The sequence below is a fragment of the Burkholderia cenocepacia genome (assembly GCF_900446215.1).
Classification (GTDB): Bacteria; Pseudomonadota; Gammaproteobacteria; order Burkholderiales; family Burkholderiaceae; genus Burkholderia; species Burkholderia cenocepacia.
Map to the genome: position 1 here is coordinate 392,086 of NZ_UAQZ01000013.1, position 14,850 is coordinate 406,935.

Annotated in this window: 11 protein-coding genes; 6 read left to right on the forward strand and 5 right to left on the reverse strand. The window is 67.3% G+C overall.

The window, feature by feature from the left end; translation table 11 throughout:
- The first annotated feature begins 22 nt into the window (after positions 1-22).
- Positions 23-706, forward strand: a complete 684-nt coding sequence (locus DTA15_RS24300) for an alpha/beta hydrolase (RefSeq protein ID WP_006491145.1) — start codon at positions 23-25, stop codon at positions 704-706.
- A gap of 73 nt (positions 707-779) precedes the next feature.
- Here the strand turns inward: DTA15_RS24300 and DTA15_RS24305 are convergent, their stop codons facing one another.
- Positions 780-2,285 carry an amino acid permease gene (locus tag DTA15_RS24305; protein WP_006491141.1) on the reverse strand — a complete coding sequence of 502 codons (1,506 nt, stop codon included), beginning with the start codon at positions 2,283-2,285 and terminating at the stop codon, positions 780-782.
- 77 nt (positions 2,286-2,362) lie between these two features.
- Positions 2,363-3,769 carry an aspartate ammonia-lyase gene (aspA, locus tag DTA15_RS24310; RefSeq protein WP_006491136.1) on the reverse strand — a complete coding sequence of 469 codons (1,407 nt, stop codon included), beginning with the start codon at positions 3,767-3,769 and terminating at the stop codon, positions 2,363-2,365.
- A gap of 141 nt (positions 3,770-3,910) precedes the next feature.
- Between aspA and DTA15_RS24315 the strand changes: the two genes are divergently transcribed.
- Positions 3,911-4,885, forward strand: coding sequence for a LysR family transcriptional regulator (locus tag DTA15_RS24315; protein WP_012493259.1), 975 nt, complete (start codon positions 3,911-3,913; stop codon positions 4,883-4,885).
- A gap of 68 nt (positions 4,886-4,953) precedes the next feature.
- Here the strand turns inward: DTA15_RS24315 and DTA15_RS24320 are convergent, their stop codons facing one another.
- Entirely contained in the window at positions 4,954-6,015 is a 1,062-nt protein-coding gene (locus tag DTA15_RS24320; RefSeq protein ID WP_006491135.1) for an asparaginase, read from the reverse strand.
- Between the two features lie 325 nt (positions 6,016-6,340).
- Between DTA15_RS24320 and DTA15_RS24325 the strand changes: the two genes are divergently transcribed.
- A complete protein-coding gene (locus tag DTA15_RS24325; RefSeq protein WP_012493258.1) occupies positions 6,341-8,560 on the forward strand; it encodes a TonB-dependent receptor in 2,220 nt (739 codons plus the stop codon).
- Between the two features lie 45 nt (positions 8,561-8,605).
- Here DTA15_RS24325 and phnY read toward each other — a convergent pair whose 3' ends face one another.
- Both phnY and DTA15_RS24335 read right to left on the reverse strand, forming a co-directional pair.
- Positions 8,606-10,060, reverse strand: coding sequence for a phosphonoacetaldehyde dehydrogenase (gene phnY, locus DTA15_RS24330; RefSeq protein ID WP_006491137.1), 1,455 nt, complete (start codon positions 10,058-10,060; stop codon positions 8,606-8,608).
- Positions 10,061-10,105: 45 nt separating this feature from the next.
- Complete coding sequence (locus tag DTA15_RS24335) at positions 10,106-10,444, reverse strand: GNAT family N-acetyltransferase (protein WP_006491133.1); 339 nt, start codon at positions 10,442-10,444, stop codon at positions 10,106-10,108.
- A 261-nt stretch (positions 10,445-10,705) separates the two neighbouring features.
- Between DTA15_RS24335 and pdxR the strand changes: the two genes are divergently transcribed.
- The 3 genes from pdxR (at position 10,706) to xsc (ending at position 14,781) form a co-directional block, all read left to right on the forward strand.
- Complete coding sequence (gene pdxR, locus DTA15_RS24340) at positions 10,706-12,232, forward strand: MocR-like pyridoxine biosynthesis transcription factor PdxR (protein WP_006491147.1); 1,527 nt, start codon at positions 10,706-10,708, stop codon at positions 12,230-12,232.
- Positions 12,233-12,392: 160 nt separating this feature from the next.
- The gene (locus DTA15_RS24345) at positions 12,393-12,791 is read left to right on the forward strand and encodes a nuclear transport factor 2 family protein (RefSeq protein WP_006491152.1); all 399 of its coding nucleotides are present in this window, start codon (positions 12,393-12,395) and stop codon (positions 12,789-12,791) included.
- A 172-nt stretch (positions 12,792-12,963) separates the two neighbouring features.
- A complete protein-coding gene (gene xsc, locus DTA15_RS24350) occupies positions 12,964-14,781 on the forward strand; it encodes a sulfoacetaldehyde acetyltransferase (RefSeq protein WP_006491142.1) in 1,818 nt (605 codons plus the stop codon).
- The last annotated feature ends 69 nt before the right edge of the window (positions 14,782-14,850 follow it).

Genomic DNA, 14,850 nt, shown 5'->3' on the forward strand with positions numbered 1-14,850 from the left:
GATCCCTTTCCGGACCCACGCGATGACCGACGCCCTGCCGCTGACCACCGATCCCGAATCCGGCCTGCAGTACCGTTTGCGCCCGGCCGCCGGCCGCGCCGCCGCCCGCCTGTTGCTGCTGCACGGCGTCGGCGGCAACGAAACCAACCTGCTGAACGTGGCCGACGCGATCGATCCGCGCATCGAAATCGCGTTCCTGCGCGGCCCGCTCACGTTCGGGCCCAGTCAGCATGCGTGGTTTCCGGTGCGTTTCGGCCCGAACGGCCCTGAAATCGATGCGGCGCGCGCGGACGAGAGCCGCGTGCAACTGGTCACGCTGCTGCACGCCTTCCGCGCACAGGATGGCGCGGCGCCCGCGTTGCCGACCGTGATCGCCGGCTTCAGCCAGGGCGGCATCATGAGCGCGAGCGTCGGCCTCACGTCGCCGGGCGACGTGAGCGCGTTCGCCGTGCTGTGCGGGCGCATCCTGCCGGAAATCGATCCGCTGATCGCGCCGCGCGACGCGCTGCGCCCGCTTCACGCGCTGATCATGCATGGCCGCTTCGACGACAAGCTGCCCGTCTCGTGGGCGGACAAGGCCGATGCGACACTCGCGGCGCTCGGCGTCGCGCACGACACGCGGCTGTATGCGGCCGGGCACGAGCTGACCGCGGAGATGGCCGGCGATTTCGGCCGATGGGTCGGCGAGCGCACCGGGTTGAACTGACTCGAACCCAACGCACCGGGGGCGCCCGCCCGCGAACGGACCGGCGCCCCCGGTGCATGACATCACGCGCGCGTCACGCGTTCCGCGCAGGATCCGCAACGGCACGCACGGATGCCGGCATCGCCGCCGCCCGCTCGCGCTCGGCGCCACGTTTCGCCAGCTTCCAGCCGATCACCAGCGCGAGCACGACGACGGGAATCGTCGCGATGGTCCACGTGCCGCCCGGATAGTCGAACGCCATCAGCACCAGCACGCCGACGAGGAAAGCGAGCGTGAGCCACGACGTGAACGGCGCACCCGGCATCCGGAACGACACGGCTTTCATCTCGCCGCGATCGACCGCGCGGCGGAACAGGATCTGGCACATCACGATGAAGCCCCACGTCGTGATGATCCCGAGCGACGCCATGTTCAGCACGATCTCGAACGCCTGGGCCGGCACGATGTAGTTCAGCGGCACGCCGATCGCGTTGATCGCCACCGTGATCAGGATCCCGCCGTACGGCACGCCGCGCGCGTTCATCCGCGACACGAAACGCGGCGCCGAGCCGCCCATCGCGAGCGAGCGCAGCACGCGGCCCGTCGAATAGAGGCCGGAATTCAGGCTCGACAGCGCGGCCGTCAGCACCACGACGTTCATCACCGTGCCGACGTACGGCACGCCGAGCTTGCTGAAGAACGTGACGAACGGGCTTTCGTGCGCGCTGTACGCGGTCCACGGCAGCAGCATCGTCAGCAGCACGACCGAGCCGACATAGAACAGCGCGATGCGCCACATCACGCTGTTGATCGCCTTCGGCAGCACCTTGCGCGCATCGGCCGTCTCGCCCGCGGCGACGCCGACGAGCTCGATGCTCGCGTATGCGAACACGACACCCTGCACGATCAGCACGGCCGGCAGGATCCCGTGCGGGAAGATCCCGCCGTGATCCGCGATGACATGCAGCCCCGGCATCTGCCCCGCCACCGGATGGCCGCTCGCGAGAAACACCGCGCCGACCGCGAGAAACACCGCGAGCGTGCCGACCTTGACGAGCGAGAACCAGAACTCCATCTCGCCGAACACCTTCACGCCGATCATGTTCATCACCGATACGATCCCGAGCGCGCCGAGCGCGAACACCCATTGCGGCACGTCGGTGAAGACGGCCCAGTACTTCATGTAGATCGCGACCGCGGTGATGTCGACGATGCCGGTCGTCGCCCAGTTCAGGTAGTACATCCAGCCCGCGACGAACGACGCCCGCTCGCCCATGAACTCCCGTGCGTACGACACGAAGCTGCCGCTGGTCGGCCGGTGCATCACCAGCTCGCCGAGCGCACGCATGATCAGGAACGCGAACACGCCGCACACGAGATAGACGAGCGCGAGCGCGGGCCCCGCGCTTTGCAGGCGCCCGCCCGCGCCGAGAAAGAGGCCGGTGCCGATCGCACCGCCCATCGCGATCATCTGCACGTGCCGCGGCTTCAACTGCTTCGCATAGCCGGCTTCGTGCGACGCGAACATCGCATCGGGATCGGCATGAGCGGCATCCGCGCCGCCGGCCGGGCCGGCCGGGCGTTCGCTGGTGTGTTTCATCGTGAGTCTCCGTCGTTTGTTGATGTGTCGCGCCCCGCTTCGGGGGCGCTTTCGGTACGGTCGCGAACCGGCTGGCGTCAGCGCGCCCGAGGCCGGATCAGCGCTTCCGGTTGCAGCGCTTCGTCGAGTTGCGCAGCGGTCATCAGCTCGCGGGCCAGCACGACCTCGCGGATCGATTTGCCGGTCGCATGCGCTTCGGCGGCCACGGCGGTCGCGCGCTTGTAGCCGATGTACGGATTCAGCGCGGTCGCGAGCGCGACCGAGCGCTCCATCGTTTCGCGCAGCCGCTCGGGGTTCGCGGTGATGCCGCTCACGCAGCGCTGCGCGAGCGTCGTGCAGGCGGCCGTCAGGTGGCTGAAGCTGCGGAACAGCGCGCTCGCGATCACCGGTTCGAACGCGTTGAGCTGAAGCTGGCCGGCTTCGGCCGCGAAGGTGATGGTCAGGTCGTTGCCGAACACCTCGAACGCGACCTGGTTGACGACTTCCGGGATCACCGGATTCACCTTGCCGGGCATGATCGACGAACCGGCCTGCACCGGCGGCAGGTTGATCTCGCCGAAGCCCGCGCGCGGGCCGCTCGACAGCAGTCGCAGGTCGTTGCAGATCTTCGACAGCTTGACGGCGATCCGCTTGAGCACGCCCGACACCTGGACGAACGCGCCGCAATCCTGCGTCGCCTCGATCAGGTTCGGCGCGGTGCTCAGGTCGAGCCCGGTGATGCGCCGCAGCGCGGCCAGCGCCTTCTCCGCGTACTCCGGATGCGCGGTGATGCCCGTGCCGATCGCGGTCGCGCCGAGGTTGATCTCGCGAATCAGCCAGCCGGCCTCCTGCAGCCGCGCGATGTCCTCCGTCAGCATCACCGCGTAGGTCGAGAACTCCTGGCCGAGCGTCATCGGCACCGCGTCCTGCAACTGCGTGCGGCCGAGCTTCAGCAAGCCGGCGAACGCGTCGGCGCGCTCCGCGAACGCATCGCGCAGCCGCGCCATCGCTTCGAGCAGATGCTCGACCGCGAAGCACGTCGCGATCCGGATCGCGGTCGGATAGACGTCGTTGGTGCTCTGCGCGAGATTGACGTGTTCGTTCGGATGCAGGTATTCGTACTGCCCGCGCGCGTGTCCCATGATTTCGAGCGCGCGGTTGCAGATCACCTCGTTCGCGTTCATGTTGGTCGACGTGCCGGCGCCGCCCTGGATCACGTCGACGACGAACTGGTCGTGCAGCCGCCCTTCGCGGATCTCGACGCACGCGGCGGCGATCGCATCGCGGTACGGCCGCGGCAGCAGCCCGAGTTCGCAGTTGGCGTCGGCCGCCGCTTCCTTCACGGCCGCGAGCGCCATCACGAGGTACGGCAGCGACGCAATGGTGCGGCCCGAAATGTCGAAATTCTCTTTCGCGCGCAGCGTGTGGACGCCGTAGTAGGCGGCATCCGGAATACTTCGTTTCCCTAAAAGATCCGCTTCGACGCGGAAGCCGTTTTCTGCCATCGTGCCCTCCTGAATGTCTCGTGCCGCTCGTCGTGCGCCGCTTCCCGACGCGACGGGTTCGCATTCTATGCCTTTGCAAAAACAACCTCGCTTCTGTATTATCGAAAGCGGTTTTGCGTGGGACGCAATAGCGAGAATCGAATGAAAACAGGCGCGAGGGAAACCGGCATCGATCACCTGGGCGCGATGCGCGCGTTCGTGCGCGTGGTCGAAACGGGGAGTTTTTCGGCGGTCGCGAAGGAGATGCACGTGTCGACGTCGACCGTCGCGCGCAAGGTGACGGCGATCGAGGAAGCGCTCGGCGTCGCGCTGCTGCACCGCTCGACGCACAGCGTGACGCTCACCGAGGCCGGCCACATCTACCTGGAGCGCGCGGTCACGCTGATCGCCGATCTCGACGACACGCTGCGCGTCGTCGCCGAGCTGAATGCGCGGCCGAGCGGCCCGCTGAAGCTCACCGCGCCGGTCGCGTTCGGGCGGCGTCATCTGGCGCCGCTGATCGCGCCGTTCCTGGCGCGCTATCCGACCATCCAGCTCGACGTGCGGCTCACCGACAACCACAACGACCTCGTGGCCGGCGGCTTCGACCTCGACATCCACGAAGGCGAGAACTACCTGGATAACCTCGTCGTCCACCGGTTGTCGCGCAACGACAGCATCCTGTGCGCGACGCCCGCCTACCTCGACCGCTGCGGGCGCCCGGCGACGCCGGACGACCTCAAGCATCACAACTGCCTGCGCTACGTGCACCCGGAAGGCGATCCGCGCTGGGATCTCGTGAGCGGCGACGCGCACCACAGCGTGCTGCCGGCCGGCAATCTCGTCACCGACCATTCGGAATTGCTGCTGGATGCGACCTGCGCGGGGCTCGGCATCGCGGAATTCGAGATCTGGCTGGTGCGCGACCTGCTCGCGAGCGGCCAGCTCGAAGCCGTGCTGCCGCGCTACCGGCTGCAGAACCGGCTGACCGGCGAATTCATCTACATCGCGTATCTGGCGAACCGGCGCAGCTCGGCGAAGCTGCGCGTGCTGAAGGATTTTCTCGCGGAACATCTCGCGCAGATCGGCGAGCTGTCGGAGCGGGAACTGGCGAAGATTCGCGACCTACGCGCATAGTGCGCGCCGACGCGCGGCCCGGATCGCGGGCCGGCGGCATCGGCGCGGTAACGGCTCGGTAACGGCGTTCAGGCCGCCTGCAATTCGAACGGGAACGTCGCGTGCCCGAACTCGACGCCCTGCGTGTTGAGCATCCGCGGCCGGTGGAAGCCGGCCAGTTGCGCGCGCTGCTCGGCGGTGCCGATCCGCAGCCGCTCGAGGATTTCGCTGACGACCATATACAGCACGTCGAGATTGCCGTCCTCGATCTTCACCGAAATGCCGAGCGCGCCCTCCGCACCGAGTTCCCGCGTGCGTTCCGACGCACGCACGCCGATCCCGTAGCATGCATCCGCGCCGAGCTTGCCGACCACCTGCCCGCCGAATGCGTTCATCAGCACCGTGCAATAGCGCCCTTCGCCCGCCACCAGTTCCGGATACGCGGTCATCGAACGATGAATGCGCGCCAGCGCGCGAACGCGATCGGTAACCGCGCCGCCGGCTTCCACCGCGTCCGCACCGTCGGCCAGCGACGCATAAAGGCGCGCGAGGCGATCCAGCGAGAACGCCGGCGTCGGCAGGTTGCAGCCGTCGATCGCCCAGTCGACCTCGTCGTCGCGCAAGCCGCACGCATCGGCCACCACGTGCTTCACGCGCACCTGCATCGGATGGTCGGGCAGATGGTAATCGGCGATCGCCGCGCCGATCGCCTGCGCGCCGGCCAGCATCCCGACATGCTTGCCGGAACAGTTGCTGCACACGCCGGTCGGCGTGTAGTCGCGCTTGATCCATGACCGGTACACCGCATCGGACAGCGGCGGATGGCCGCCGCAGCGCAAATCCGCTTCGTGCGCGGCAACCTTCTCGAGCATCGCGCGCGTGCGCGCGATGTGACGGTCCTCGCTGCTGTGCGACGCACACATCAGCGCGATGTCCGCGTCGTCGAAGCCGAAGCGTTCCGGCGCGCCCGTCTCGATCACCGACAGCGCCTGGGCCGGCTTGGCCGCCGACCGCGCGAGCGTGATCCGGAACGGATCGCCGAACCGGGACAGCAGCCTGCCGCGTGCATCGACGACCGCCACATGGGCGACGTACGTGTTCTCGATCGCATTGCCGCGGTATGTGACGACTGCTGCGCGTGGGGTGTCCATCGTGTCCTGTCTCCTTGCCTGGGGGCCTGACTGCCGGGGCCCCTCAACCGGTACGGCAGTGTAGCGAGTCGCCGCCGCCGCGCGGCGGCCCTGTCATGGAAAGCGGTGTTGCACGCGACGCAAAGGCGATCGCGCCCCCACGAAAGCCCGACTGAATGAGTACAAAAACCATTCAATCGTTTACAGATTTGACACTAATCCGTAGAATTGCGACCGCAAACGCGAATCATACGCATTTACATTGACGTTTTCCGATGTTTCGGGCACGCCCCGCCGGCATCGAGAAAAACGCGTCCGATCACCGAACCTTCCGCTGCTTCCCGATATGCCCGCCCAGTTCAAGACGAGGCCTCGCACCCTCGTATCGGCACTGACCTGCTCCGTGTTCCTGACGCCGCTGCTCGCCTCCGCCGAAACCGCTCCCGCTTCCGCTCCTGCCGCCGACGTACCGGCGACGCTGCCGACGATTGCCGTGCAGTCGTCCGCGCTGTCGGACATGCAGGTGAAACGCTCGCCGTCGTACAAGTTCACCGCGCCGCTGCTCGATACGCCGCGCTCGGTCACGGTGATCCCCGAGCAGTTGATCAAGGAGAAGAACGTCACGTCCTTCGCGGACGCGCTGCGCTCGGTGCCGGGCATCACGTTCCTCGGCGGCGATGCGGCGGCGAACCCGTCGGCCGACCGTCCGGTGATCCGCGGCTTCGAATCGCGCAACTCGATCTTCGTCGACGGCATGCGCGACTCCGGCCTGCAGAACCGCGAGACGTTCGCGGTCGAGCAGATCAGCGTGATCAAGGGCCCCGATTCGGTCTACGCGGGCCGCGGCTCGGTGGGCGGCAGCATCGACATCGTCACGAAGACGCCGCAGAACGACAACTTCATCAACAGCAGCATCGGCTTCGGCACTGACGGCTACAAGCGCGCGACGGTCGACGCGAACCGCAAGATCAACGACACGACGGCCGTGCGCCTGAACGTGATGGGCCACGACGCGAACCAGGCCGGCCGCAACGACGTGTACAACAAGCGCTGGGGCGTCGCGCCGTCGATCGTGTTCGGGCTGAACACGCCGACCACGGTCACGGTCAGCTACTACCACATGAACTCCTACGACATGCCGGACTTCAGCGTGCCGTTCCGCGCATCGGGCGGCACGCCGGTGCCGACCGATCGCGGGCAGTTCTTCGGGCTCAACACGCGCGACTACCGCTACGGGCAGACCGATACCGGCGAAATTCGCGTCGAGCACAAGCTCAATGACACGTGGAAGCTGAAGAACACGACGATGTTCGGCCGCTCGACGCTCGATTACGTGGCGACGAATCCGCAGATCCTCGCGTCGAACCCGAACATGCTCGGGCTGCAGGCGAAGAGCGGCAAGTACGCGCTGAACGGTTTCTCGAACCAGACCGAAGTGACGGGCAGCGCGAGCCTGTTCGGGATGAAGCACACGATGACGGCCGGCGTCGAGTTCAGCCACGAGCAGGCACGTTACGAGGGCTATCTCGTGTCGGATTCGGCCGGCAACAACATCCGCTCGAACAGCCCGTGCGCGGTGGTCGGCAACTGCACGCCGCTCGCCGGCGGCTGGAACCCGAACATGCCGTGGACCGGCAGCATCGTACTGAACGGCGACAAGGGCTTCCCCGGCGCGACGACGAACACGCGCACCGATACGGTCTCCGCGTACATCTTCGACACGGTGAAGCTGTCCGAGCGCTGGCAGTTCAACACGGGGCTGCGCTTCGACCGCTACGACACGACCGGCAAGCAGGCCGGCGTCGCCGACCTGTCGAACACGTCGAACCTGTTCAGCTACCAGTTCGGCCTCGTGTTCAAGCCGGTGACCAACGTGAGCCTGTACGCGTCGTACGGCACGTCGTCGAACCCGCCGGGCTCGAACGGCGGCCTCGGCGGCGGCACCGACCAGATCACCGCGACCAACCAGGATCTCGCACCCGAACGCGCGCGCAACATCGAGATCGGTGCGAAGTGGGACGTGCTGCAGGATCAGCTGTCGCTGACGTCCGCGCTGTTCCAGACCGAAAAGACCAACGCGCGCGTCAGCGACGGCCTCGGTCACACGGTCAACGCGGGCAAGCAGCGCGTGCGCGGTTTCGAATTCGGCTTCGCGGGCAACCTGACGCAGAAGTGGCACGTGTTCGGCGGCTATTCGTACCTGAACGCGATCACGACCGACGCGGGCCCCGGCAGCCCGGGCGCATCGGGCCTGCCGATGGTGATGGTGCCGAAGCACAACTTCACGCTGTGGACCAGCTACGACGTGATGCCGAAGCTCACGCTCGGCGCGGGTGCGACGGTGATGAGCAAGACCTATGCATCGGTATCGCCGACCGTGAAGAAGTGGACGCCCGGCTATGCACGCTTCGACGCGGCCGCGACGTGGCGCGTGAACAAGACGATGGACGTTCAACTGAACGTGCAGAACCTGTTCGACAAGCAGTATTACGCGAGCGCGTATCCGATCTACGCGACGTGGGCGCCGGGCCGTTCGGCGATGGTCACGCTCAACTTCTATCAGTAACGCCGCCGGCGACGGGAGGGCGCGCCGCGCCCTTCCCCGCCGCGTTCACCACGGCAGCGAATACGTCTTCACGTTCGTGAAGCTCTTCATCGCCTCCTGCACGCCCTCCTTGTAGCCGAGCCCCGAATCCTTCACGCCGCCGAACGGCGTCAGTTCGAGCCGATAGCCGGGCACTTCGCGCACGTTCACGCTGCCGACTTCCAGCTCGGTGATGAAGCGCGTGATGTGGTCGAAGCGGTTCGTGCACACCGACGACGACAGCGCGTAGTCGGTGCTGTTCGACATCCGGATCGCCTCGTCGATATCGCGAAAGCGCATGATCGGCGACACCGGCCCGAAGGTTTCGTGCTTGACCAGCGGCATGTCGGGCGTCACGCGATCGACGACGGTCGGCGAATACAGCGCGCCGTCGCGCACGTTGCCGACCAGCAGCCGCGCGCCGCGCGCGATCGCGTCGTTGACTTGCTGCTCGCAGAACTTCGCCGCCGCTTCGTCGATCACCGTGCCCATGTCGACCGACGGATCGGACGGGTTGCCGTACGACCAGGCGCGCGTCTTCTCGACGACGAGCGCCGTGAAGCGATCGGCCACCGCCTCGTGCACGAGCATCCGCTTGATCGCCGTGCAGCGCTGCCCCGAATTCTTGTACGAGCCCGATACCGCGAGCGTGCTCGCTTCATCGAGATCGGCGTCTTCCATCACGATGATCGGATCGTTGCCGCCGAGTTCGAGCACCGCGCGCCGGTAGCCCATCCGCGCGGCGATCGACTTGCCGATCGACACGCCGCCGGTGAACGTGATCAGGTCGATCGCCGGGTTCGTGATCAGCTCGTCGGCGATTTCCTTCGGGTCGCCGGTGATCACCTGCAGCATCTGCGGCGGCAGGCCGGCTTCGTACAGGATGTCCGCGAACAGATAACACGACAGCGGCACCTTCTCCGACGGCTTCACGACGATCCGGTTGTTGGTCGCGACCGACGGCACGATCTTGTGCGCGACCTGGTTCATCGGGTGGTTGAACGGCGTGATCGCCGAAATCACGCCGAGCAGCGGATCGCGCTGCGTGTACACGCGGCGCTTCTTGCCGTGCGGCGTCAGATCGCACGAGAAGATCTGCCCGTCGTCCTTCAGCACTTCGCCGGCGCCGAACGTGAGCACGTCGGCCACGCGGCCGGCCTCGTAAGTCGAATCCTTGATGCACAAACCGGCCTCGGCCGTGATCAGCGCCGCGATCTCCGCGGTGCGCGAGCGCACGATGTCGGCCGCGCGGCGCAGGATCGCCGCGCGATCGTGGCGCGTGAGCGTCGGCCGGTACGCACGCGCGACCGCGAAGGCACGGCGCACGTCATCGAGCGTCGCCTTCGGCACGGTGCCGACCAGCGCGCCGTCGTACGGGTTGCGCACGTCGATCACCGCGTCGCGCCACACGCGCTGCCCGTCGATGCGCAACGCTTCGTGACGCACGTCGGATGCGGGAATCGGCTTCAAAACCGTGCTCATGTCGTCTCCGTTCTCGTGAGGCGTGGTCGTGGCCACGCTGTCGGGCTAGCGCACCACCACCAGCCCTTCGTATTCGAGGCAGCGGCACAGCGTCGCCCACGCCGGCGAATCGGGCCATTCGCGCGCCGCGGTGTCGATGCGGATCGGCCGGCCGAATTCGCGCGACGCGCACGCCAGCAGCGTGTGCGCGATGCCGCTGCGTCGGTAGGCCGGTTCGACGTACAGACGAGCGAGCGACGGCGAGCACACCGCGCCGTCGTCGGCGTCGATGCCGAGTTCGCCGATCGCCTCGTCGTCGCGATACGCGACGGCCGTCGCGCGCGCGTCGTCGAACACGATGCGGATCACGCGTGCGCAACGATCCCTGAACACGACGACGTGCATGCCGCCCCTCCGGTGAAGATGCCGGCGCGCGACGCGCGCACGCCTCCCTGCGCCCGCGTACCGGGGAGTTATCCGGATCGTGCGGGCGCGACGAGTTGAGTATCGTCTTGCCACGTCGACGCGCAGTAGTGCCAGACGCCACATTTCATTGAGTCCACATCCGCGGCGCGACGCGCGTATTCTCGCCACACCGCGCCCTCGCGGGCCTGCGCATCCGCCGCGCGCCGCCTCGCGTGTCCCGTACCGATCACAGGAGGAAGCATGCCGAGTCGTACCCCGACCGCCTTATGGGCCCAGCAGTTCCGGCGGTCGTCGGCGTCGAGCCTGCAGGACCAGATCCGGCGCATGCTGGTGGCCGCGATCCTCGACGGCCAGCTCGCGCCCGATGCGGCGCTGCCGTCGAGCCGCGAGCTCGCCGACCAGCTCGGCGTCGCGCGCAACACCGTCGTGCTCGCGTACCAGATGCTCGTCGAAGAGGGCTACCTGATCTCGCGCGAACGCAGCGGGCACTTCGTGAACCCGAAGATGCTCGAAGGCGTGCCCGGCTTCGCGGCCGCCAGGCCCGCCGCGCAAACGGAGGCCGGCGACGACACGCCGGGCCGCCCCGCATGGGACAAACGCATCGCGCATCCGCCGTCGAGGCAGCGCAACATCGTGAAGCCCGCGAACTGGCAGCACTACGAATATCCGTTCATCTACGGGCAATTCGACCAGTCGCTGTTTCCGACCAACGACTGGCGCGAATGCTGCCTGAAGGCGCTGTCGGTGATGGAGATCCGCAACTGGGCGCCCGACCTGATCGAGCGCGACGACGAATCGCTGATCCAGCAGATCCGCACGCGCGTGCTGCCGCGGCGCGGCGTGTTCGCGATGCCCGACGAGATCGTCGTCACGAACGGCTGCCAGCAGGCGCTGTACCTGATCGCGGACCTGCTGTGCGGCAAGCACACGACGGTCGGCTTCGAGAATCCCGGCTATCCGGACGCACGCAACATCTTCGAGAACCGCAACGCGCGGCTGCTGCCGCTGCCCGTCGACGGGCACGGGATCGCGCCCGACTCGCTCGGCAATACGCTGTCGCGCTGCGACTACGTGTACGTGACGCCGAGCCATCAATGCCCGACCACCGCGACGATGCCGGTCGAGCGCCGCCGCGCGCTGCTCGATTGCGCGCAGCAGCACGATTTCGTGATCATCGAGGACGACTACGAGAGCGAGAACACGTTCTCCGGCACGCCGCATCCGGCGCTGAAGAGCCTCGATACGGCCGACCGCGTGATCTACGTCGGCAGCCTGTCGAAGACGTTCGCGCCGGGCCTGCGGCTCGGCTACGTGGTCGGGCCGCGCGAGCTGATCCGCGAGCTGCGCGCGCTGCGGCGGCTGATGGTGCGCCATCCGGTCGCGTATATCCAGCGGGCGTTCGCGACCTTTCTTGCGCTCGGCCATCACGACGCGTTGCTGCGCCGGCTCGCGCATGCGTACAGCGAGCGCTCGCAGGCGCTGATGGCCGCGCTCGATGCGCATCTGCCGGAAGCGCGCCATGTGCCCGTGACGGGCGGCGCGTCGTGCTGGGTCGAGGGGCCGCCGTGGCTCGACGCGGCGCGTCTCGCGGCGGACGCGCAGGAGGCCGGGATCCTGATCGAGCCCGGCGGCGTGTTCTTCATGAACGACGACAGCAATGCGCGGCGCTGCTTCCGGATGGGCTTTTCCGCGATTCCGCTGGAACGGATCGAGCCGGGCGTGCGGGCGCTCGCGCGGTGCGTGCGGGCGCAGAAGCCCGACGCCTGAACGCGGCATCGCGTCAGCCGGTCACGCTCGCCCCTGGCCCAACCGAATCCCCTGAACTGGCGCTACCGCCAAAAACGAGCGCTCACTAACGTGTCGATACCGCGTGCCGCATGCGCATCAGCGCCTCGCGCACCGTCCATCATTCGACAGGAGACACGTTATGTCCGACACGCTTACCGCCCCCGTCACGGCCGCCACGCTCGCGGCTTTTTCCGACGCCTTCAACCGGCATGACGCCCACGCGCTGATGGGCTTCATGACCGAGGACTGCGTGTTCGACGCGGCCGGCGGCCCCGACATTCACGGCACGCGCTTCGTCGGCCGCGACGCGGTGCGCGCCGCGTTCGAAGCCGTGTTCAAGACCTTCCCCGATGCGCACTGGGGCCACGGCCGCCACTACGTGGCCGGCGAACGCGGCGTATCCGAATGGGTGTTCACCGGCACGCACGCGGAAGGCTGGCGCATCGAAGCCGAAGGCTGCGACCTGTTCGAGTTCCGCGACGGGCTGATCGCCGTCAAGCGCGCGTTCCGCAAGGAACGGCCGAAGCAGCCGGCCTGAGCGCGCCGCTCGCGCGCGTTCGGGCCATCCCACCCCGGGCGCGCATTTTGAAACGAATCATTTCATTTCATTCCACATTCCCCGCCAGCGGGCGGAATGACTTGACCGGCTTTTCCCAGCCAATAGCATCTGGAACAAGACGTTCCGTTAATTGAACAATCGGAGACAACCCATGAGCGAACAATCCACTTCCCTGCGTGCATCGACCAGCGGCCCGCAGGACATGACGCCATCCGAAGCCTTCGTCGAAACCCTCGCGGCCAACGGCGTGACCGACATGTTCGGCATCATGGGCTCCGCGTTCATGGACGCGATGGACATCTTCGCGCCGGCCGGCATCCGCCTGATCCCGGTCGTGCACGAACAGGGCGCCGGCCACATGGCCGACGGCTATGCACGCGTGTCGGGCCGCCACGGCGTCGTGATCGGCCAGAACGGCCCCGGCATCAGCAACTGCGTGACCGCGATCGCGGCCGCGTACTGGGCGCACAGCCCGGTCGTGATCGTCACGCCGGAGGCCGGCACGATGGGCATCGGCCTCGGCGGCTTCCAGGAAGCGAACCAGTTGCCGATGTTCCAGGAATTCACGAAATACCAGGGCCACGTCACGCACCCGGCGCGGATGGCCGAATTCACCGCGCGCTGCTTCGATCGCGCCCAGGCCGAGATGGGCCCGACGCAGCTGAACATTCCGCGCGACTACTTCTACGGCAAGGTCAAGGTCGAGATTCCGCAACCGCGCCGGCTCGATCGCGGCCCCGGCGGCGAACAGAGCCTGAACGACGCGGCCGATCTGATCGCGCAGGCGAAATTCCCGGTGATCATCTCGGGCGGCGGCGTCGTGATGGCCGACGCGATCGAGGAATGCAAGGCGCTCGCCGAACGGCTCGGTGCGCCGGTCGTCAACAGCTACCTGCACAACGACTCGTTCCCGGCGAACCATCCGCTGTGGTGCGGCCCGCTCGGCTACCAGGGCTCGAAGGCCGCGATGAAGCTGCTGTCGCGCGCGGACGTCGTGATCGCGCTCGGTTCGCGCCTCGGGCCGTTCGGCACGCTGCCGCAGCACGGGATGGACTACTGGCCGAAGGACGCGAAGATCATCCAGATCGACGCCGACCACAAGATGCTCGGCCTCGTGAAGAAGATCTCGGTCGGCATCTGCGGCGACGCGAAGGCGGCGGCCGTCGCGCTCGCGCAGCGCCTCGACGGCCGCACGCTCGCATGCGACGGCTCGCGCGGCGAGCGCGCCGACCAGATCGCGACCGAGAAGGCCGCGTGGGAAAAGGAACTCGACGACTGGACGCACGAGCGTGACGCCTACAGCCTCGACATGATCGAGGAACAGAAGAACGAAAAAACCTTCAACGGCGGGCGCTACCTGCATCCGCGCCAGGTGCTGCGCGAGCTCGAAAAGGCGATGCCCGAGGACGTGATGGTGTCGACCGACATCGGCAACATCAACTCGGTCGCGAACAGCTACCTGCGCTTCAACAAGCCGCGCAGCTTCTTCGCGGCGATGAGCTGGGGCAACTGCGGCTACGCGTTCCCGACGATCATCGGTGCGAAGGTCGCCGCGCCGCACCGCCCGGCCGTGTCGTATGCGGGCGACGGCGCGTGGGGCATGAGCCTGATGGAAACGATGACCTGCGTGCGTCACAACATCCCGGTCACGGCCGTGGTGTTCCACAACCGTCAATGGGGCGCGGAGAAGAAGAACCAGGTCGACTTCTACAACCGCCGCTTCGTCGCGGGCGAACTCGACAACCAGAGTTTCGCGGCGATCGCCCGTGCGATGGGCGCCGAAGGGATCACGGTCGACCGTCTGGAGGATGTCGGGCCGGCACTCAAGCGCGCGATCGACATGCAGATGAACGAAGGCAAGACGACGATCATCGAGATCATGTGCACGCGCGAACTCGGCGATCCGTTCCGCCGCGACGCGCTGTCGAAGCCGGTTCGCATGCTCGACAAGTACAAGGACTACGTGTGATGCCGCGTCGCTGACGCACCCGCGTCCGGCCGTGCCCTCCCCGCACGGCCGGAACCCGGCCGGACGCCG